At 59.0% G+C, this 17,843-nt stretch carries 22 protein-coding genes; 15 read left to right on the top strand and 7 right to left on the bottom strand.

The features are described 5' to 3' along the window. Window positions 1–6: 6 nt before the first annotated feature. Window positions 7–363, bottom strand: a complete 357-nt coding sequence (locus tag PCAL_RS06595; RefSeq protein WP_011849927.1) for a hypothetical protein — start codon at window positions 361–363, stop codon at window positions 7–9. An 87-nt stretch (window positions 364–450) separates the two neighbouring features. On the opposite strand from PCAL_RS06595, the gene PCAL_RS06590 reads away from it, so the two are divergent. From PCAL_RS06590 to PCAL_RS06580, 4 genes are read left to right on the top strand one after another with little or no spacing between them, the layout of a single operon-like run. Beyond that, entirely contained in the window at window positions 451–1,017 is a 567-nt protein-coding gene (locus PCAL_RS06590) for a DUF996 domain-containing protein (protein ID WP_011849926.1), read from the top strand. A 46-nt stretch (window positions 1,018–1,063) separates the two neighbouring features. Next, entirely contained in the window at window positions 1,064–1,324 is a 261-nt protein-coding gene (locus PCAL_RS11755) for a HEPN domain-containing protein (RefSeq protein WP_011849925.1), read from the top strand. Beyond that, window positions 1,291–1,446, top strand: coding sequence for a hypothetical protein (locus PCAL_RS11595; RefSeq protein ID WP_226952011.1), 156 nt, complete (start codon window positions 1,291–1,293; stop codon window positions 1,444–1,446). The genes PCAL_RS11755 and PCAL_RS11595 overlap by 34 nt, the downstream gene beginning before the upstream one ends. Continuing rightward, window positions 1,418–1,675 (top strand): nucleotidyltransferase domain-containing protein, encoded by a 258-nt coding sequence (locus PCAL_RS06580; RefSeq protein WP_226951917.1) that lies wholly within the window; start codon window positions 1,418–1,420, stop codon window positions 1,673–1,675. The genes PCAL_RS11595 and PCAL_RS06580 overlap by 29 nt, the downstream gene beginning before the upstream one ends. Before the next feature lie 132 nt (window positions 1,676–1,807). On the opposite strand, the gene PCAL_RS06575 is transcribed toward PCAL_RS06580, so the two are convergent. Beyond that, window positions 1,808–3,094, bottom strand: coding sequence for a chloride channel protein (locus tag PCAL_RS06575; protein ID WP_011849924.1), 1,287 nt, complete (start codon window positions 3,092–3,094; stop codon window positions 1,808–1,810). A gap of 1 nt (window position 3,095) precedes the next feature. Continuing rightward, window positions 3,096–3,281 carry a hypothetical protein gene (locus PCAL_RS06570; protein ID WP_193322570.1) on the bottom strand — a complete coding sequence of 62 codons (186 nt, stop codon included), beginning with the start codon at window positions 3,279–3,281 and terminating at the stop codon, window positions 3,096–3,098. A gap of 190 nt (window positions 3,282–3,471) precedes the next feature. Between PCAL_RS06570 and PCAL_RS06565 the strand changes: the two genes are divergently transcribed. After that, window positions 3,472–4,725, top strand: a complete 1,254-nt coding sequence (locus PCAL_RS06565; protein ID WP_011849923.1) for an ATP-binding protein — start codon at window positions 3,472–3,474, stop codon at window positions 4,723–4,725. Window positions 4,726–5,046: 321 nt separating this feature from the next. After that, on the top strand, window positions 5,047–6,696 hold the full coding sequence (cimA, locus tag PCAL_RS06560; RefSeq protein WP_193323008.1) for a citramalate synthase: 1,650 nt from the start codon (window positions 5,047–5,049) through the stop codon (window positions 6,694–6,696). On the opposite strand, the gene PCAL_RS06555 is transcribed toward cimA, so the two are convergent. Both PCAL_RS06555 and PCAL_RS06550 read right to left on the bottom strand, forming a co-directional pair. Then, on the bottom strand, window positions 6,637–7,503 hold the full coding sequence (locus PCAL_RS06555) for a CoA transferase (protein WP_011849921.1): 867 nt from the start codon (window positions 7,501–7,503) through the stop codon (window positions 6,637–6,639). The two genes, cimA and PCAL_RS06555, sit on opposite strands and share 60 nt — an antisense overlap. After that, the gene (locus tag PCAL_RS06550) at window positions 7,490–7,891 is read right to left on the bottom strand and encodes an acyl-CoA thioesterase (protein WP_193322568.1); all 402 of its coding nucleotides are present in this window, start codon (window positions 7,889–7,891) and stop codon (window positions 7,490–7,492) included. The genes PCAL_RS06555 and PCAL_RS06550 overlap by 14 nt, the downstream gene beginning before the upstream one ends. 38 nt (window positions 7,892–7,929) lie before the next feature. Here PCAL_RS06550 and PCAL_RS06545 point away from each other — a divergent pair, with 38 nt between their 5' ends. Continuing rightward, on the top strand, window positions 7,930–8,202 hold the full coding sequence (locus PCAL_RS06545) for a hypothetical protein (protein WP_193322567.1): 273 nt from the start codon (window positions 7,930–7,932) through the stop codon (window positions 8,200–8,202). Here the strand turns inward: PCAL_RS06545 and PCAL_RS06540 are convergent. Both PCAL_RS06540 and PCAL_RS06535 read right to left on the bottom strand, forming a co-directional pair. Further along, window positions 8,161–8,406: a TIGR00304 family membrane protein gene (locus PCAL_RS06540; protein ID WP_193322566.1), complete on the bottom strand. Its 246-nt coding sequence runs from the start codon at window positions 8,404–8,406 to the stop codon at window positions 8,161–8,163. The genes PCAL_RS06545 and PCAL_RS06540 overlap by 42 nt on opposite strands. 29 nt (window positions 8,407–8,435) lie before the next feature. Further along, a complete protein-coding gene (locus PCAL_RS06535; RefSeq protein ID WP_011849918.1) occupies window positions 8,436–8,837 on the bottom strand; it encodes a vitamin K epoxide reductase family protein in 402 nt (133 codons plus the stop codon). A gap of 75 nt (window positions 8,838–8,912) precedes the next feature. On the opposite strand from PCAL_RS06535, the gene PCAL_RS06530 reads away from it, so the two are divergent. The 8 genes from PCAL_RS06530 to PCAL_RS06495 are packed head-to-tail and all read left to right on the top strand — an operon-like array spanning window position 8,913 to window position 17,839. Beyond that, window positions 8,913–9,770: a hypothetical protein gene (locus PCAL_RS06530; protein WP_226951916.1), complete on the top strand. Its 858-nt coding sequence runs from the start codon at window positions 8,913–8,915 to the stop codon at window positions 9,768–9,770. A gap of 18 nt (window positions 9,771–9,788) precedes the next feature. Further along, complete coding sequence (locus PCAL_RS06525; RefSeq protein WP_011849916.1) at window positions 9,789–11,114, top strand: glycerate kinase type-2 family protein; 1,326 nt, start codon at window positions 9,789–9,791, stop codon at window positions 11,112–11,114. 20 nt (window positions 11,115–11,134) lie between these two features. After that, window positions 11,135–11,572 carry an SRPBCC domain-containing protein gene (locus PCAL_RS06520; RefSeq protein WP_011849915.1) on the top strand — a complete coding sequence of 146 codons (438 nt, stop codon included), beginning with the start codon at window positions 11,135–11,137 and terminating at the stop codon, window positions 11,570–11,572. A gap of 36 nt (window positions 11,573–11,608) precedes the next feature. Next, window positions 11,609–13,843 carry an ABC transporter substrate-binding protein gene (locus tag PCAL_RS06515; RefSeq protein ID WP_193322565.1) on the top strand — a complete coding sequence of 745 codons (2,235 nt, stop codon included), beginning with the start codon at window positions 11,609–11,611 and terminating at the stop codon, window positions 13,841–13,843. Between the two features lie 9 nt (window positions 13,844–13,852). Next, window positions 13,853–14,851, top strand: a complete 999-nt coding sequence (locus tag PCAL_RS06510; RefSeq protein ID WP_011849913.1) for an ABC transporter permease — start codon at window positions 13,853–13,855, stop codon at window positions 14,849–14,851. Beyond that, on the top strand, window positions 14,851–15,915 hold the full coding sequence (locus PCAL_RS06505; RefSeq protein ID WP_011849912.1) for an ABC transporter permease: 1,065 nt from the start codon (window positions 14,851–14,853) through the stop codon (window positions 15,913–15,915). The genes PCAL_RS06510 and PCAL_RS06505 overlap by 1 nt, the downstream gene beginning before the upstream one ends. Continuing rightward, window positions 15,912–16,880: an ABC transporter ATP-binding protein gene (locus tag PCAL_RS06500; protein ID WP_011849911.1), complete on the top strand. Its 969-nt coding sequence runs from the start codon at window positions 15,912–15,914 to the stop codon at window positions 16,878–16,880. The genes PCAL_RS06505 and PCAL_RS06500 overlap by 4 nt, the downstream gene beginning before the upstream one ends. Continuing rightward, complete coding sequence (locus PCAL_RS06495) at window positions 16,877–17,839, top strand: ABC transporter ATP-binding protein (protein WP_011849910.1); 963 nt, start codon at window positions 16,877–16,879, stop codon at window positions 17,837–17,839. The genes PCAL_RS06500 and PCAL_RS06495 overlap by 4 nt, the downstream gene beginning before the upstream one ends. The last annotated feature ends 4 nt before the right edge of the window (window positions 17,840–17,843 follow it).

The following is a 17,843-nucleotide window of genomic DNA, read 5'->3' as shown; positions in this document are numbered from 1 at the left end:
GTGGCGTCAGTCCGCCGGGCTCGGCGCTGGCGGAGGCACGCAGTCCACCGCCTTCTTAAATCCGCCGGCTACTATCAAGTAGATGCCCGGTCCCCTCGCTCTGCATACCTCGTCGGAGCCCCTCCCTATTTTGTCGAAGGCGCATACAGCAGTGCCGTTGACGTCTAGCACTTGGACATTTGTCAAATCTTCGTAGGCGCTTATCACCACGACCGAGTTGCGGCAGTAGGCTGTAAACGGCGAGGGAGGCGGGGGACGGTAGGACATCTGCATCGTGAAGTATGCGTGTAGAACAATGCCGACTGCCACCACGGCGGCCACGCCTAGAAGCAACACCCCGACTCCGAGGAGGTTGACTCCCATATACACACCTAGCCCCCCATTAAAATGTTGTGCCCCCTGTTCGCCCGGGTGGCTCACAAGCTTTAAATATATGCTGTATGAAGGGGTATGGAGTTTGAAACTGCTAAGGTTCTGTTTGCGGTTGGGCTTATTCTCGAGCTCGTGGGTGGGTTTGCGGTTGGGGCCGATGGGGGGCTTGTGGCTCTGCTTGGCCTTGTCTTGTCGCTGGTGGGGATTTACTACCTCTCAAAACACTTTGGGCGGCCCGACGTCTTCCGGAACTATCTCTACTCCTTCATAGCGGCGCTTGTTGGGGCGCTAGTGTTAATCGGCTTCGTGGTGGCTTACTTCTTTTCGTTGGGCAAGCTAGTTCTCCCTCCGTTTGACTTCCTGTCTATACTTCTGGCCCTTCTCCCCATATGGATCGTGTTGTGGGTTGTGGTGGTCTTTTCCGCCTATTTTCTGCGTAGGGCGTACATGGGCCTCGCAGAGGCGGGCGGCGTTGGGCATTTTAAGACGGCCGCGACCCTCGTGTGGATTGGGGCGCTGACTTTTGTCATTCTTGTAGGTCTCGTAATCTATTTAATAGGGCAGATATTCGCAATAATAGGGGCCTTCGAGTTAAAACAGCCCACCGCCGCCCCTGCGCAAACCCCCGCTCCGCAACCCGTATAGTGCCGTTCTTCGCGGGGAATAGACTTAATTCCACTTGGATATTTTCATGTGGGCAGACGCGAAGTGGAGCATCTCAGGAGGCGGGCTTTTGAGTTATTGGAGGCGGCGCGGGACGACGTTGAAAAAGGCAGTTGACTTGGCGGCTTTTCACGCCGAGCAGGCTCTTCAGCTTGCCTTGAAGTGCCTCCTGGCGCGCGACTACGGGCATTATCCCCATACGCACGACTTGAGGGACTTTGAACTTGGAGGAGAGGCCAGAGGTTTGGGACTTCTATGGCCAATAGGTACGCCGTGGAGATCTTGGTAGACGCATACGTGGGCGCTAGGTATCTGCCACGTAGCTACAGGGCTGACGTAGTTAAACACCTTGTGGAAGTGGCGGCGAGGTTTCTGGAGGAGTATGTTGGAGTGGGGCGAGAGGAGTGTTGAGCGGCTTAGGAACTGGCGCAACGTTGCCGAGGTTGTCTGCGCGGTGGTTAAGCGGTTTCTGCCAGACGCCTCGGTTTACGTGTTTGGGAGCGTGGCCAGGGGGGACTGGTCAGCCGATAGCGACATAGACATGTTAATCGTCAGCAGGGGAGAGGGCGAAGATAGCCGTGGCTGTGAAAGAGGTGCTGGGGAGCCCGGCGGTGGTGGAGCTCTACTTTGCCACGCCTGAGCAGTACCGGGGGTGGTACGCCAAGTTTATTGACGTTGTTGTCGAGGTGTGTTAATTTTTTAAGGCTGTCCTCGGTGGGGTAGTGGTGGCGATGGGAGAGACGGCTGAGCTGTGACGAAAAACCGCTGGCCGCTACTGCCTCGCCTCTTTCTTGCCGCTGTACACAGTATAGCGGCCCGATATGAGGTACGCTGTTGCCACCGCCACCGCGGCGGCGGGGGTCACGGTGAAGGCGCCTGTCATCTCAATTGCCATGACTGTGACCGAGAGCGGCGTCTTGCCAGCCGCGGCGAAGAGCGAGACGGCTCCTACTACCACAAACGCGTAGAGCGGCTCGCCGAAGCCCGGCACGTGGTTTAACAGCTCCCAAAGGCCGGCCCCCACCATTCCGCCTATGAAGAGGCCTGGGGAGAAGACGCCGCCCACACCGCCGCTGCCGAGCACCAAGGCCACGACCAAGATCTTCAACAAGGCTAAGAGGAAGAAGAACCACCAGGGGTACACCACGCCGAGGACTACCTGTTGCATCCACCCATAGCCGGGGGTCAAGATCTGTGGGAAAAACACGCCGAGGGCCCCCACCGCCGCCATGGCCAAGGTAGGCTTTACGAGGGGAGGCGCGCGGACGCCGTGCAACGCCTCGGAAACAAGGTGGAGCACCACGGCGTAGAAGACCCCCACGGCCCCCGCCACGGCGCCTAGAAACACGTAGTATGGGAGAGACGCAGGCGCCAAGTGTTCCCATGCTCCGGGCAGATATAGCTCTCTCTTCCACCCTGCCGCGGAGGCGAACACCACGTAGCTCACAGAGGACGCCACGAGAGTTGGAATAAGCGCCCTTGCCTCGATGTCTCTCATGTACAACACCTCGAGGGCAAAGAGGGCGCCGCCGATGGGCGCCCTGAAGATGGCGGCCATGCCTGCCCCCAGCCCGGCCACTAGGGCCACGCGCTTCTCCTCGGGAGAGGGGGAGAATAGCCGGGCTACCGCCGACCCAATGCCGGCGCCAGCGAAGGTTATGGCGCCCTCCCGCCCCGCTGGGCCGCCGGCGCCTAAGTTGAAGGCGGTCGCCGCCAGGCTCAGTAGCGACCGCGAGAGTTTTACAACGCCGCCGTGGGTGTGGTAGGCCCTAATAGCCGCGTCGGTGCCTCTACACTCCGCCGGCGCGATTACGCCCACCAGCACCGCCCCCACTAAGCCAGCCAGAGCCATCACCAGGGGCAGGAGCCAAGGCCTCTCTGGAGGCGAGTAGGGCTCCATTTCCTCGGCGTAAGAGGAGGGGAGCACCACGCCCACAGCCCCCCTTAAGAGCACAAACTCAACAGCCTTGATGCCGTACACCATGGCCAACGCCGCCAGCCCCGTCAACGCGCCTATCGCCACGCTCAGCGCAACCAGCCTGAGAGAGACGAGAGCCATGTCAAACTGCGCAGGGCGCCTCTACGGACACCACGCCGCTTCCTCCACCGATCCACCCCCAGCCGCTAGGCTCCTCAGAGTCGCCGCAGAAGAGTCCGCCAAAACCACGTCCAATCCCCCACACGGAGCCCCACGTCGTTCCAAGCGGCGCCAAGTCGGCTACACTGGAACAAAATGCCTTGTGCATAGTTGCAACATATTATTTGTATTAATCATTGCCCCTGCTCTCCATCGCGGTAAAGCCAAGGCGTGAGGACAAACGTTGGCAGTTCGCCAGTGATGCCGTGTCTGGCAACGCAGCTAAGCTGAAACGCACGGCGTAGACTGTTTCCTATAGGAAACATTTATCTGGGGAATGTGTTTCCTACGTGGAACGCATGTTTAGGGAGGTTATAGGCGAGTGGTTTACGAGGCCTCTGCCTAGGTATGTGCCGAGGGAGGTGGAGTATGTGTTGGGGGATTTTGCACTGGCTGTGGTGGGGCCAAGGAGGGCTGGGAAGACGTATTTCCTGTTCCAAATCGCCGATGAGCTTGTGAAAGGCGGCGCTCCGCGGGAGTCCGTGGTCTATGTGAATTTTGAGGATGTGAGACTCGCCGGGGTTAGGCCGGAGCACTTCGGCTCCTTTGTAAAAACAGTGGTTGAGCTGGCGAAGCCGCATGGCGACGTTATCTATCTGTTGCTAGACGAGGTGCAAAACGTCCCCATGTGGGGGAGGTGGGTTAGGACCCTCCTCGACTCTGGCAGATTTAGAGTAGCCCTGGCGGGCTCTTCTTCTCAGCTGGACGCCCGCGCGGTGTCAACCGAGCTTAGGGGGAGGTACATCAGCCGCGTGATGTTCCCCTTCTCCTTCCGGGAGTTTCTCAAGGCGAGGGGCGCGGCCCCGGCGCACCTCTACGCGCCGACGGCCAGGGGCACTCTGCTGGCGCTTCTCAGGGAATACGTGGAGTGGGGCGGCTTCCCGGAGCTGGTGGCCAGGCCCGAGCTCCGCGGCGAGCTTGTGAGAGTGTACAGGGACACGGTGGTTCTCCGAGACGTGGTGGAGCGGCACAGGATATCCCCCGCCCCAGTCTTCGAGGTGTTTCTCTCCCTGGTAGAGGAGGGGTTTGGCCGCTACTTCTCCATCAGCGCCGCGCACCGCTACCTAAGGGGCCTCGGATACCGCGTGAGCAAGAAGACGCTAGCCGCCTACTTGAGGTACCTCGAGGAAGCGTACTACGTCCTCTCGGCGCATAAGCTGGGGGGCGCCAGAGAGGTACACCAGCAGCCGAGGAAGATATACCCGGTGGACCCCGCCTACTTCAACCTCAGGAAGAGGCTCGACATAGGCGTCAGGATGGAGGCAGTGGTGGCGGCTGAGCTGGCCAGGCGGGGCCTCCCCCTGCGCTACTGGCGCGGCGAGGGGCACGAGGTAGACTTCGTAGTGCCTGGCGACCCGCCGACGTTGATCCAGGTGACATACGTCTCTGCGCCAGACGAGGTAGACAGGAGAGAGGTTAAGGCGCTTGAAAGGGCCAAGACAGTCTTCACGGGGGCCAGGGCCGTGGTTGTCACTTGGGACTACGAGGAGGAGCGCGGCGGCGTCGCCTACATCCCGCTCTGGAAGTGGTTGTTCACAGCTCAAATGGGGTAAACGGCCTCCCCCGCCTAGGTAGAACTTGTACTAATGGCTAAAACGGCTCGCCGAGTTAAGAAGAGGCCGGCCCAACGGGGCTGCTCCACATGCTCTGCACCGCCGCCGGGCTCGTTTAACGCTGTCAAACTCTTCGACGGGCTTTTACAGCGGAGTTTATAAGCCCCTATTTTTCGACCCCTCTTCAAAACACCACAATACCCCAGAGGTTACATCAGCACTGCATCCACAGGAGAGGGCCTCACTATTACAATTCCCTCACGTGACACGCTTGCACAATTTCCCCCGTCTTTACGCCGCGCTTCTCCTCGTCGGTCTGAGATAAGTTTATATGTACCACATTTCCTAAATAGGCATGCCGGGGATTATGTAGAAACATTAGACACAACACTGAGAGACGGCGCACAGGGCGCGGGCGTCTCCTTCACGCTTGAGGACAAGATTAGGATTGCCTTAAAGCTGGACGAGGTCGGCGTGGACTACATCGAGGGGGGCTGGCCCTACTCCAACCCCAAGGACTTGGACTTCTTCAAGGCCATGAAGGAGTACTCTCTCACTAGGGCGAGGCTCGCGGCGTTTGGAAGCACTAGGCGCAAGGGGGTTAGGCCGAGGGACGACGAGAGTTTAAACGCCATAGTGAAGGCCGACGTCCCAGTGGCGGTGATCTTTGGGAAGAGCTGGACTCTCCACGTGGAGAAGGTGTTGGAGACCACGTGGGAGGAGAACTTGGCCATGATAGCCGAGAGCGTGGAGTACCTCAGAGAGCACGGCATGGAGGTGATATACGACGCTGAGCACTTCTACCAAGGCTACATAGAGGACCCAGAGAGGGCCCTTGAGTCTATAGAGACTGCTTGGAGGGCGGGGGCCAGGGTGGTGGTGCTGGCAGACACCAACGGGGGCACTCCGCCCCATGAGGTGTACAGAATTACGGCGGAGGTGAAGAGGAGGTTCCCAGCCATGGCGCTGGGGGCCCACATGCACAACGACATCGGCTGCGCCGTGGCCAACACCCTAATGGCCGTGGTGGCGGGGGCTAGGCACGTGCAGGGGACTATAAACGGGGTGGGGGAGAGGACGGGGAACGCGGACTTAACCGCCGTGTTGCCCACCCTGGAGCTGAAGATGGGCTTCCGTGTGCTTAGAGACGAGCCGCCCCCCGTTAAGTTTGGACGGCTGAGAGAGCTGTCGCGGATGGTGTACGAGGCGCTTGGCAGACAGCCGAACCCCTACCAGCCCTACGTGGGAGACTTCGCCTTTGCCCACAAGGGCGGAGTCCACGCAGACGCGGTTATGAAGGTGCCGAGGGCCTACGAGCACATTGACCCAGCGCTGGTGGGGAATAGGCGCGTCGTCGTGGTGTCCGAGATGGCTGGGGGCGCCAGCGTGGCGCTCAAGGCTGCGGAGGAGCTGGGCATCCCCCTCGACAAGCGCCACCAGGCGGTTAGGAGGGCGCTTGAGGAGGTGAAGAGGCTTGAGAGAGAGGGCTACTCCTTCGACGAGGCCCCAGCCTCGGCGCTTTTGATACTGTTAAAACACCTCGGCCTTTACAAGGAGCGGTTTAGGCTGACGGAGTGGCGGGTGGTGACTGGCCCCACCCCTGCCGCATTTGCCGTGGTCAAGGTCAAGGTGGGCGGCAGAGAGATGCTCGAGGCTGGGGAGGGCGTGGGCCCCGTGCACGCCGTAGACGTGGCGCTGCGGAGGGCCTTCACGGCAGCTTTCCCAGAGCTTCTGAGGGTCACCCTGCGCGACTACCGCGTCGTCTTGCCCACCACGGTGAAGAGCACGGAGAGCGTCGTGAGAGTCACGGTGGAGTTCACAGACGGCGAGCGCGTCTGGAGGACAGTGGGCGTCTCCAGCAACGTGGTAGACGCCTCCATAAAGGCGATAGTAGACGCCTATGACTTTGCGCTACAGCTTCAGTCTCTCAAAAAGGCGGCGGAGGTCCAAGGCGTCGGCCACCTGGCCTAGGCCTCTCACTGGGGCTATGGGGACCTCGGCGCCTAATGCGAGGAGCTCTCCGCAGTCCATATCCCCAACGGCCTTTTCCACCTCGGCGGCGGCCGCCGGGTCGTAGGCCCTGTCCGCTAGGTCGGGCCGGCCGATGGCCTCCACGAACCTCCGCCAGAACTTCTCCTCCAAGGCCGCCACCGTCACGGCACCGCCCTTACACGTGTACACACGGTAGAGGGGGTAGACTCCCGTGGTGAAGACGGGCCGGCCGTCCTTCTGCGCGGCTATGGCCAGAAGGTTGAGGAGGTAGGCCACGTCCTCCATGGCAAGCTCCACGTAGCCCCACTCCCTCTTCCACACGCGCGTTGCCACTAGGTAGGCGGCGTAGAGGGCCGTGGCCACGTCCACTGAGAGGGCCAGGGGAGGGCTTTGTACGAAGTGCGCGGCGAGCCCAGCCAAATTCAAGTCGTGGGCGGGCCAGTCTCTGTCGCCGTATCCCACTATGGAGAGGTAGACCAGCTCCCGCTTCACCTCCCTCAGGTGTTCATAGGACACGCCGAGTTTTGCCGCTGTGGAGGGGCGGAGAGTGGTCAAAACCGCGTCTGCCTCTTTCGCCAGCTCCCGCACAAGGCCGCCGCCTTCTGCCCGGAGGTCCACTTTTACAATCTCCTTCCCCTCGTTTAAAAGGGAGTAGAGAGTTGGCGAGTAGGCAGAGAGCGGGTCGCCGCTGGGCGGTTCCACCTTCACCACTCTGAACCCGGCCGACTGGAGGACTCTGCCCGCCAGCGGCCCTGGGAAGAGAGTTGAAATCTCAAGGAGGAGCATTTCTCCTCCACGCCTCTAGGAAGTCCTCGGGGCACTCCACCGCGACGAGCTTTCCCTCTTTGACGTCCACGCAGACGCCTACCACGTAGCCCTCCGCGGCTTTGACCCCGGCGGTGAGGTTGAACACCTCGAATCGGTATTTCACAGCCCTCCTCCTAACCTCCTCAGCCCATATTCTAACTGCCACCTCGTCCCCACGCCTCAGGGGGTAGGTAAAGGAGGCGTAGACCTCCCGCCGCGGGAATATCCCTTGGATAGAGGAGACTCCGGCGCTGGCGTAGAAGTCCTCCTCCGCCTGTTCCACAAGCGCCAAGAGGCGGGAGAAGTGGACAATCCCCGCGGCGTCTGTGTGGTGTAAATACACCCGGTACCGGGCCTCAAAGGGCATTGGGACAAAAACTTTTAATCTTAAAACCATTGCCGCTTGTGAACCTCCTATTCGCCGCCGGCCTCGCCCTTGTGGTGCTGGGAGTCCTCCTCCTCGCCGCAGTGCCGTTTATCGCAATGACGTACCACGCAGAGGGGGGCGTGGCCGCAGTGGGGTGCGTCGTAGTGTTGTTCTTCCCCATCTGCTTCGGCGCGGGGGCGCCGCCAGCGCTCACATGGGGTTTGACGGCGGTGGCGGCTCTGCTGTTTGTCCTCGCGCTGGCCCAGTGGCTACTTTGGAAGAAGTACCACCAAGAAGAGGAGAAGGCCTAACACCATTAGCGCCGCCACGGCGGCCGCCAGCGCCGCGTTTTTGCTAGTGCCAAACACAATTGGGACTGGGCCTATCATGATTACCCCGCCGGCCTCGCCCCTGGCCTCGCCTCCCCTCGCGGCCAGGAGGAGCGAAATGACCATTAGCAAAAACCCTGCCACAATAAGGGCAAAGGCCAAGAGGGCCACCTCCGCCAGAGCCATGTGGGAGATGGGGCTTTGATTTAAAACCATTACGCCGACAGCAATAGGGCGGCTGCGGCAAGGCCTATTAGGTGGGCCACTGTGCAGTAGGCGCAGAAGGCCCTCAGCTTTGCCTCAATGGCCGTAAGCACGGCCACGCCTGCTATGCCTATAAACGCCCAAAGTTGCCCCGCGCCGAGGTAGTACGCCGGCAGCACGCCTATGAACCACGCCGCGCCGAGCACCTCCATGGGCACGCCGAAGGGCCTCGCATATGGGGATGAGAGAACTTTCTCACACCCCCCGCCCTTTGCGCAAAGCGCCTGCGGCTTCTGAAACAGGGCGTGAAAGACGCCAGTGGCCGCCAACGCCCAAAGCGCGGCTTGTCCTAGGCCCAGTAGGGCCAGGGCGATCCCAGCCGACAGGCCTGCCAGCGAGGGGAGAAACCGCATGGGGGAGCCATGGCGGCCCCCTATAAGGCTTTCTGTGCAACATTTGCATTTTTATATGTCTACACAATTGTCAACGTGTCGCCGCTTGACGCCGCGTATAGAGCCGCCATGGTCTTCATATCAGTGGCCGCGGGCCTCCTCGCGGCTAAGTACCTACTCCGCCACCTGGAGAGGGTGGCCGCCCCCATTTCGCGCCGCACGGGAGTGCCCGCCGGCCTAGTGGCCCTGGCCGTGGCAGACGCCCGCACGCCCCACGCAATACTTGCCCGCGCCCTTGGCGAAGGGAAGGTGGACATGAGGCACATTGTGCAATACACCTTCGCCACTTGGCCCATCAGAGTGGTCCTCCTCCACCTCCGCATAGGCGTCATCCCCATAGCCCTGGGGGCCCTTGGCCTACTGGGGGCGGCCTACTTGGCCGTTGTGTACCTCTCATCGGCGCTGGGCTTCCTCCTGGCGACGAGGATCCGCGTCAAGTGGCCCGACGTCACCGCCGACGTTGCAAAGACGCCCACTGTGAAAATCCTCAGACAAGCCGCCTCAATCACGGCGCGGTACGCCGTCTTTGAGGCGGTGTTCATGGCGCTTGAAGCCCTCGGCGTGGCGGTGCCCATGGAGTGGCTACCCATAAGCCCAGAGGCGGCCCTCGTCGCCTCCATCTCCGCGGTGAGGCCCACATACGGCATAATGGCCGCCGCGCCGCTGTACCACGTAGGGAGGCTGACGCCCCTGGAAGTCCTCATCGCCCTAGTCGCCGGGAGAGTGGCCTACATGACCATCTACGAGTTCCCCCGCTCCGCCGTCCAGTTCTACGCCTCCATATACCCCCCAGCCGTGGCGGCGAAGCTCACCGGCTACACAGCCCTGGTAATGTACGCCACCGCCCTGCCCGCACTGGCCGCCCTAGTGGCCCTCCACCTAATGGTTAAATAGAGGCAGAGGCAACAGGACGTGATTAAAAACAGAGAGGAGTTGGCAAGGGACTGGCGCCATGCCCTCCTCCTAGACGCCTTAGAGGAGGCACTGGCGGCGGCCGACCCCCGCCGAGCAGTCCTCAGCGTCGTCAAGAGGCGGGGAGATGTGGCTGAGGTGGCGGGGGTGGAGTTGCGGGGGAGGGTACACGTGGTTGGCTTTGGGAAGGCGTCGAGGGCCATGGCGGAGGCCCTCGTGGAGGCGCTGGGGGACTTAGTGGCCGGGGGCGTGGTCATAGACCCCGCCGTGGAGGGGCGGATAGGCCCCGTAAGAGTGGTAAGGGGGGACCACCCAACGCCCGGGCCCAACACCGCGAGGGCTTCCCAGGAGCTGTTGGATTACCTAGCCTCGGTGGGCCGCGAGGATTCGCTGGTGGTGCTGGTGTCTGGCGGGGGCTCGTCGCTCTTCGAAGTGCCGGAGGACGGCGTGTCGCTTGACGACATTAGCCGCTTGACGCAGGAGCTCATGCGCCGGGGGGCCGACATAGTGGAGCTCAACGCCGTGAGAAAGCGCCTCTCCCGGGTCAAGGGCGGCAAGCTCCTCAAGCTCATAAAGGCGCAGAGGGTGGTGTCCCTCATCATAAGCGACGTGGTGGGCGACAGGCTAGACGTCATTGCGTCGGGCCCCACCGCGCCCGACGAGTCGACCCGCGAAGACGCAATACGCGTCCTCAAGAAGTACGGCCTCTGGGACGGGCTCCCGCCGGGCGTTAGGCGGGCGGTGGAGAGCGGGGCGAACACGGTGAGGCGGGACGACCCGCTCCTGGAGAAGGTAGTCAACGTGGTAGTGGCCAGCAACGTCCAGTCCCTACGCCGCGCCGCACAATTCCTCTCCGCCAAGGGGTTCAACGCCGTGATTGTGACCGCCATGCTCGAGGGCGAGGCGAGGGAGGCGGGGCGCGTCTTGGCCTCTGTGGCTAAGAGCGCCTCGGCCCACGCCCTTCCTGCGCCAAAGCCAGCAGCCGTGCTCGCCGGGGGAGAGACCGTGGTGACTGTGAGGGGCAACGGGGTGGGCGGGAGAAGCCAAGAGCTCTGCCTCTCTTTCGCAATGGCGGTGCGGGGGAGCCGCGACGTAGTTGCCGCGTGCATGGGCACCGACGGGGTAGATGGAAACAGCCCAGCGGCAGGCGCAGTGGTGGACGGGTTGACGGCGGAGGAGGCGGAGAAGGCCGGCCTCGACCCCTACGCGCACCTCGCCAACAACGACAGCTACACCTTCTTCAAGGCGCTAGGGAGGGCAATATACACCGGCTACACTGGGACCAACGTAAACGACATCTTCATCGCCCTGGTGGCAGACTTATAAACAGCCCACTACGCTGACACATGCGCGTAGAGGAGTCTGGACAATTCGCCGTCCCCAAGCCCCCCGCCCAGGTTGTAGAACTGTTAAAAAACCCCGAGGCGGTGGCCAAGCTGATACCTGGGGTCACCAAGGTTGAGAAGTCCGGCGACGAGTACGTGGGAGAGGCCACGGTGAAGCTGGGACACCTCTCGGGCAAAATGGCCGTCCGCTTCCGGTACACCTACGTGGGGGACGACGGCGTAGACGTGGCGGGGAGGGCGACCGGCCTCCAGACCACCGCCGACTTCAAAATATCGGCCCGTGTAGAGCCCAGCGGCGGCGGGTCCCTCGTGAAGTGGCGCTTTGAGGGAGACGCGCGGGGCCTAGCCGCCTCTCTGGCACCGAGCATTGTAAAAAACGCGTTAAGGTCCATGGCCACAGAAGCCGTCAACAATTTAGCCAAATATCTATCCAGTTAGCATTCAACATTTAAAAATGCGCAAAAGTCGTATACTATGCCAAAAATCAGGGGATTATCTAGAGCCGCAATAATAGGCCTGGTCGTACTATTAATCCTAATAGGGGCCGCGGCATTAATGCTAACAACACAGGGGCCCCCACCTACGACAACTACCCCAACAAAACAGACCACACAGCCTACCACAACTACACAGCCTACGACAACGCCTAAAACAACTACGCCGCCGCCCACTACGCCGACTGCACCAGCCACAACTACGCCGGCCCCGCCCTCTAAGGTATTCCACAAGTATGTAATCTACGTGATAAACAACGACGCCACAGCCCGCATTCAAATGTATAAGACGGGCACGGTGGATATAGCCGCCATACCGTTAGATAGGCTGAACGAGGTGGTTGGCACAAAAATGGGCAACTACGAGATACGGCTACAAGAAGACCCAAATCTACTGACGCTTACCATTGAGTACATAGTCTTAAATGCGTATAGGGCTCCGTTTAATAACAGCCTGGTTAGACAAGCATTGGCATATGCCGTGCCTTACGACACCATTTTAAACAGGATATACGCAAACCGCTTTGTCAGACTCTACGGCGTAATACCTAAGGGACTGCCGGGCTACACCGAATACGGCATTGTCAAATACACCTACAACCTCACCAAGGCCAGAGAGCTGATTAAGAAGAGTGGAATTGACCCAACTAAGTATACCATTGTAATAAACTACAACCTTGGCAACGACCAGAGGGCGCAGACTGCGGCGTTGCTGGCCAACACTTGGGGTCAACTCGGCTTCAAAGTGACAGTGGAGCCTCTCAACTGGCCCACGCTCCTTAGTAAGACAGAGAAGGGAGACTTCGACGTCTACATAATAGGGTGGTTGCCCGACTACCTTGACCCAGACGACTACGCCTCGCCGCTCTTCTACGGCGGCACTCAATTCAGCGAATTACAGGTGAAAGAGGCCACGTCGCCCTCCGACGTGTCTGCAATGCTTTCTAAGGCGGTGGTCTACGACGTCGGCGGCGGCGTCTACGTGGTGGTAGGTCCAAAGGGCTCTGGCGCCTCTGTAAATGTGCCAGCTGGGAGCAAGATCTACGTGGTTCAATACGTAGTCGACGAGAAGGCGACGAAGCCTATTGAGGAGAGCACTGGGTTTGTTGACATAAATCCCGCGTTCTACCGCAACTACGACGTTGACGCCTTGATAGTGGCCGCGAGGACTCACTTCGACCCCGCCCTGAGAGAGGCATTATACAAGGCTATATACATAGCTAGTAATAGAGATCCTGCTATCATATGGCTTGGCCAAGCCAAATTCTTCATGCACCAGTGGAGCTGGGTAAAAGACCGGTACTACACCCCGCTGGAGCTAGAGCGCTACGACCTGTTGTGGGAAACCCCAGACGCTCCCTCTGTGCCGCTGGGCATTAAGGACTATAAGAACGGCCCCGATACTCTCGCCATTGCCACAATCGGCTGGCCTCAGAGCTTTGACCCCGCGGCAAGCTACGAGTCGTTTGGTTGGGAGATATTTACCCAAATTGGCACACCCCTTGTGACCTTCTGGAGGGAAAACGTGGAGTACGTGGTGCCCGCTGGCGCTGTGGCTTGGGCCCACGACGAGGAGGGTACCACCTGGTACTTCGTGATTAGGGGTGGCATGAAGGCCTACGATCCGTGGAATAACAAGGCGTACGACATCTCGGCGGTAGACGTGTTGTTCACCATTTGGAGAATTGCGAGGCTGAGCTTGGACCCCAGCTGGATGATTACCACGTACTTCGACGTAAATGCCAGCTCTGTTCTCACAGAGGACGAGTTTAAACAAGTGCTCTCCAAGGGCCTTGTCACAGAGTACGCTGGCAAGACTTACAATGTGAAGAGCTGGGACGAGCTTATGAGGATCTTCGGCTACTCTGGCCCCACGGCTGGCGTGGTCAAGTTCAAGCTGACTCAGCCATACCCCGCGATTTTGCCCATCCTCGCCGCGCCGTTTACAATGATTGTCTCCATGCAGTACGCGCTGGGGGACAACTACCAAAAGGCCCTCGCCGATTCTAACAATGGGAAAAACCCGTCGGCATGGGCCAAGTATGTGATCCCCGGCGAAGACGACGCGACGCATAGGCTACTTCACGAGAAGCCCATTTCCACTGGCCCCTACTACGTTGCCGACTACCAACAGGACTCCTACATAGTGCTGAAGTACAACCCGTATTACTGGAACGCCACGTTGTGGCAACAGCTCTACGGGTTTAAGCCCTAGTTTTTTCCCATGTCTTCTTTTCGTAGGTTTTTACTCCGACGCATTCTCACTTTTCTACCCACGATCTTCGGCGTCGTCTTTATTACCTACCTAATTGCGTACGCCATCCCGGCCGACCCTGTGAGGGCTTGGGCTGGGGGCGAGAAGGCGAAGCCCGAGGTTATTGAAAAGCTCAAGGAGTATTACCACTTTGATAGACCTTGGTATGAGCAGTTCTACTACTTCCTGGTTAGGCTTTTCGAGGGCTCTTTAATTAGCCCACGTACTGGCAACACGGTGTTTTCAGACATAGCGGCCCGCTTCTCTGTGACTCTACAGCTGGCCCTCTTCTCCATATTCTTCTCTGTGGTAATAGGCCTGCCCCTCGGGCTTTTAGCCGCGTATAAGCGTGATACTAAGATAGACGCCGCTGTGAGAGTGCTTGCGCTGATAGGGGTCTCAATGCCCGCCTTCCTCTTGGCCTACCTATTGATACTAGTGTTCTTCGTCCAGTTCAAGGCCATAACTCTCGCCGGTGTTCCAACGTCTAAGGTGGTGATAACCGGCGTGCCTTTGATTGACGCGTTGATCACTGGGGATTGGCAGTCTCTTTCTCAGATAGTGGGCAGATACTGGCTTCCTGGGTTTGTCCTAGGCTTCTCCGGTGCGGGCATTATCGCCAGGTTTGTGAGAAATTCCACAGTGGAGGCTCTGGGGGCCGACTTCGTGGAGTATCTACACGCCAAGGGCGTCCCCGTGAGCTGGGTTAGGAGACACGTCTTTAAGAACTCGCTGGTGCCCATAGTTACAATAATTGGCCTAGAGTTTGGCGCATCGCTGAGCGGCGCCCCCATCACAGAGACCATCTTCGGCCTGCCGGGGCTGGGGGCCTACGCCGTGCAGTCGATATACTACCTAGACTTCCCCGCCATCATTGGCACAACCTTCGTCTTCGCCTTGATATACGTAGTTACCAACTTCGTAATCGACGTATTATACGCTTTTATAGACCCCAGAGTGAGGTATTGATGAAGATCCTCGACAGAGCCGCGGACCTATTGATATCGCTGTTGGTGAAGCTCATCACGCTGGTTAGGAGAGACTGGTATGCGAAGAATAGGGCGAGGGTGGAGGAGTGGCGTCTAACTCTGTACGCGCTTAATAGATCGCCCACGGGGGTCGCGGGCCTCATACTCTCCATGGGGTTTGTAGTCGTCGGAATCGTCGGCCCCTTTGTGGCCCCCTACGGCTACGACCAGTTCCTCTACTTAGAAAACCCGGACCTGTATCTAGCCCCTCCTGGGTCCTACGGCATGTTGCTGGGCACGGACATCTACGGGAGAGACGTTCTCAGCCTCATGCTCTACGGGGCGAGGGTCTCGCTTGTGATTTCTGTGGTTACAATCGCCCTGGGTGTGCCTCTGGGGATTTTGCTGGGCCTCATCGCCGGCTACTACGGCGGGAAGATAGACGAGGCTATCATGAGGGTGACAGACATGTTCCTCGCCTTCCCAGCGCTTGTCCTCGCGCTTGCGCTCGCCGCGACTCTGCCCCAGAGGATTAGGGAGGCGTTGGTGGAGAACCAAGCCTTTGCATACGCCATGGCTGCGATCTTCGGCGTAAAGCCCGACGACGCTATCCACCTCGCGCCTCTCATCTCCATCTTCACAGCATTGATAATTGTGTGGTGGCCCACCTACGCGAGAGTCGTTAGAGGAATGGTTTTAGTAGAGCGTGAGAAGACCTACGTGGAGGCGGCTAAGGCGCTGGGGTACTCCTCTTGGAGGATTATGACGAGGCACATTTTGCCCAACATAATGTCCCCAGTGGTTGTGTTAATAACCTTCGACTTCGCCTCGGTGAACTTGCTCGCGGCGGGGCTAAGCTTTTTAGGCCTCGGCGCGCAGCCCCCCATAGTGGATTGGGGCTCTCTCATAAACATGGGCGGTAGCCGCTTCCCCACTGCGTGGTGGCTTGTGTTCTTCCCAGGTGTCGCCATTTTCCTGACGGCACTGGGGTGGAACCTCCTTGGGGACGCTCTACGCGACGTGTTTGACCCCAAGTTTAGGAGGAGGATAGAGTTTAGGGTATGAAAATCCTCGAGGTGCGAGACTTAACCGTATACTTCTACACCTACGCCGGAGTTGTCAGAGCCGTGGAAGGCGTGTCCTTTGACTTATACAAGGGGGAGACTCTCGTCATCGTGGGAGAGACTGGGAGCGGCAAGACGGTGACAACTAGGGCTATTACCAGGCTTATACAGCCGCCTGGAAGAATAGTGTCGGGGTCTGTCATATATAGGAGAGACGGCGAGGAGGTGGATCTGCTGAAATTGCCCGAGGAGGAGCTTAGGAAGATAAGAGGCTCTGAGATAGCCTACGTGTTTCAAGACCCGTCCTCAGCCCTAGACCCACTTTACACCGTTGGCTACCAGGTGGGAGAGACCGTGGCGGCGCATAGGGGTGGGAAAATTAAGCAATACTTTAGAGACGCTGTAGAGCTACTGCGCAAAGTCTTGATACCAGAGCCGGAGAGTAGGGCCAAGTCGTATCCCCACCAGCTGTCCGGCGGCATGAAGCAGAGGTCCGTCATAGCCATGGCTATAAGCAATCGGCCGAGGATCCTCATCGCAGATGAGCCCACTACGGCGGTGGACGTGACTGTGCAGGCTCAGATACTCCACCTATTTAAACAGCTCAAGGACGAGCTGGGCATGTCCATAATCTTCATTACGCACAACATGGGGCTAGTGGCGGAGTTCGCCGACAGGGTGTTGGTGATGTACGGGGGGAAGATCGTGGAAGAGGCTCCAACAGAGGAGCTCTTTGAAAAGCCAATGCACCCCTACACCAAGGGCCTCTTGAGGGCAGTTGTAAACCCAATTCAGCCCCAGGAGAGACTAGAGCCAGTGCCGGGCACTATACCCAACTTGATCAACCCGCCGCCTGGATGTAGATTTCACCCACGTTGTCCATATGTGATAAAGGGCAAGTGCGAAAGAGAAGAGCCCCCGTTGGTGGGGACTAGGCACAAGGTTGCCTGTTGGTTGTACACATGAGGGCGCTGGTCAAGGCCGAGGGTCTTACGAAGTATTTCCCAGTGGGCGGACTGCTGAGGCCCAGGGGCTATGTGAAAGCCGTGGACCACGTCGACTTGGAGATATACGAGGGCGAGACGCTGGGGCTCGTTGGAGAAACTGGGAGTGGGAAGACTACGCTGGGGCGCCTAATTTTGAGGCTCATAGAGCCTACGTCGGGTAGAATATACTTCGAGGGAGAGGATATTACAAAGGCCTCTGGGGCTAAGCTGAGGGAGTTTAGGAAGAAGGCGCAGATGATCTTCCAAGACCCCTACATGTCTCTAAACCCCAGGATGACTGTGTACCAGACTCTGCTCGAGGTAATAAAGGTGCACAAACTGCCCATCGACGATCCGGAGGAGTACATTGGCAAAATGCTAGAGCTCGTGGGCCTTGAGAGAAGCCACTTGCATAGGTATCCCCACGAGTTTAGTGGAGGCCAGAGGCAGAGGATAGCCATATTAAGGGCCTTGTTGCTGAGGCCGAAGTTTTTGGTGTTAGATGAGCCGACCTCGGCGCTGGACGTGTCGGTACAGGCCCAGATATTGAACATGTTGAAGGATTTGCAAAAGCAGATGGGGTTGACGTACCTCTTCATAAGCCACGACATTGGGGCTGTGAGGTATATGAGCGATAGAATCACCGTGATGTACTTGGGGAAAGTCGTGGAGGTGGGCCCAGCTGAGGAGATTGTAAAAGAGCCACTACACCCCTACACTCAAGCCCTCATATCTGCCCTGCCCATACCGGATCCAAAGGTGGCTAGGAGTAGGAAGAAGATTTTGCTCACGGGCGAGCCGCCGAGCCCCATAAATCCGCCGCCTGGATGTAGATTTCACCCACGTTGTCCATATGTGATAAAGGGCAAGTGCGAAAGAGAAGAGCCGCCCCTAGTGGAGGTGAAGAGGGGACACTATGTGGCATGCCACTTGTATTAGGTGG

Origin of the sequence: Pyrobaculum calidifontis JCM 11548 (assembly GCF_000015805.1) — an archaeon.
Taxonomy (GTDB): Archaea; Thermoproteota; Thermoprotei; order Thermoproteales; family Thermoproteaceae; genus Pyrobaculum; species Pyrobaculum calidifontis.
This window is presented reverse-complemented; position numbering and strand designations above follow the sequence as displayed.

Bases quoted from the DNA above. Each gene is read 5' to 3' on its own strand.
- PCAL_RS06595 (WP_011849927.1), bottom strand. From the start codon at position 363: ATGGGAGTCAACCTCCTCGGAGTCGGGGTGTTGCTTCTAGGCGTGGCC.
- PCAL_RS06590 (WP_011849926.1), top strand. From the start codon at position 451: ATGGAGTTTGAAACTGCTAAGGTTCTGTTTGCGGTTGGGCTTATTCTC.
- PCAL_RS11755 (WP_011849925.1), top strand. From the start codon at position 1,064: ATGTGGGCAGACGCGAAGTGGAGCATCTCAGGAGGCGGGCTTTTGAGT.
- PCAL_RS11595 (WP_226952011.1), top strand. From the start codon at position 1,291: ATGGCCAATAGGTACGCCGTGGAGATCTTGGTAGACGCATACGTGGGC.
- PCAL_RS06580 (WP_226951917.1), top strand. From the start codon at position 1,418: ATGTTGGAGTGGGGCGAGAGGAGTGTTGAGCGGCTTAGGAACTGGCGC.
- PCAL_RS06575 (WP_011849924.1), bottom strand. From the start codon at position 3,094: ATGGCTCTCGTCTCTCTCAGGCTGGTTGCGCTGAGCGTGGCGATAGGC.
- PCAL_RS06570 (WP_193322570.1), bottom strand. From the start codon at position 3,281: ATGCACAAGGCATTTTGTTCCAGTGTAGCCGACTTGGCGCCGCTTGGA.
- PCAL_RS06565 (WP_011849923.1), top strand. From the start codon at position 3,472: ATGTTTAGGGAGGTTATAGGCGAGTGGTTTACGAGGCCTCTGCCTAGG.
- PCAL_RS06555 (WP_011849921.1), bottom strand. From the start codon at position 7,503: ATGCTCCTCCTTGAGATTTCAACTCTCTTCCCAGGGCCGCTGGCGGGC.
- PCAL_RS06550 (WP_193322568.1), bottom strand. From the start codon at position 7,891: ATGCCCTTTGAGGCCCGGTACCGGGTGTATTTACACCACACAGACGCC.
- PCAL_RS06540 (WP_193322566.1), bottom strand. From the start codon at position 8,406: ATGGCTCTGGCGGAGGTGGCCCTCTTGGCCTTTGCCCTTATTGTGGCA.
- PCAL_RS06535 (WP_011849918.1), bottom strand. From the start codon at position 8,837: ATGCGGTTTCTCCCCTCGCTGGCAGGCCTGTCGGCTGGGATCGCCCTG.
- PCAL_RS06520 (WP_011849915.1), top strand. From the start codon at position 11,135: ATGCGCGTAGAGGAGTCTGGACAATTCGCCGTCCCCAAGCCCCCCGCC.
- PCAL_RS06515 (WP_193322565.1), top strand. From the start codon at position 11,609: ATGCCAAAAATCAGGGGATTATCTAGAGCCGCAATAATAGGCCTGGTC.
- PCAL_RS06510 (WP_011849913.1), top strand. From the start codon at position 13,853: ATGTCTTCTTTTCGTAGGTTTTTACTCCGACGCATTCTCACTTTTCTA.
- PCAL_RS06505 (WP_011849912.1), top strand. From the start codon at position 14,851: ATGAAGATCCTCGACAGAGCCGCGGACCTATTGATATCGCTGTTGGTG.
- PCAL_RS06500 (WP_011849911.1), top strand. From the start codon at position 15,912: ATGAAAATCCTCGAGGTGCGAGACTTAACCGTATACTTCTACACCTAC.
- PCAL_RS06495 (WP_011849910.1), top strand. From the start codon at position 16,877: ATGAGGGCGCTGGTCAAGGCCGAGGGTCTTACGAAGTATTTCCCAGTG.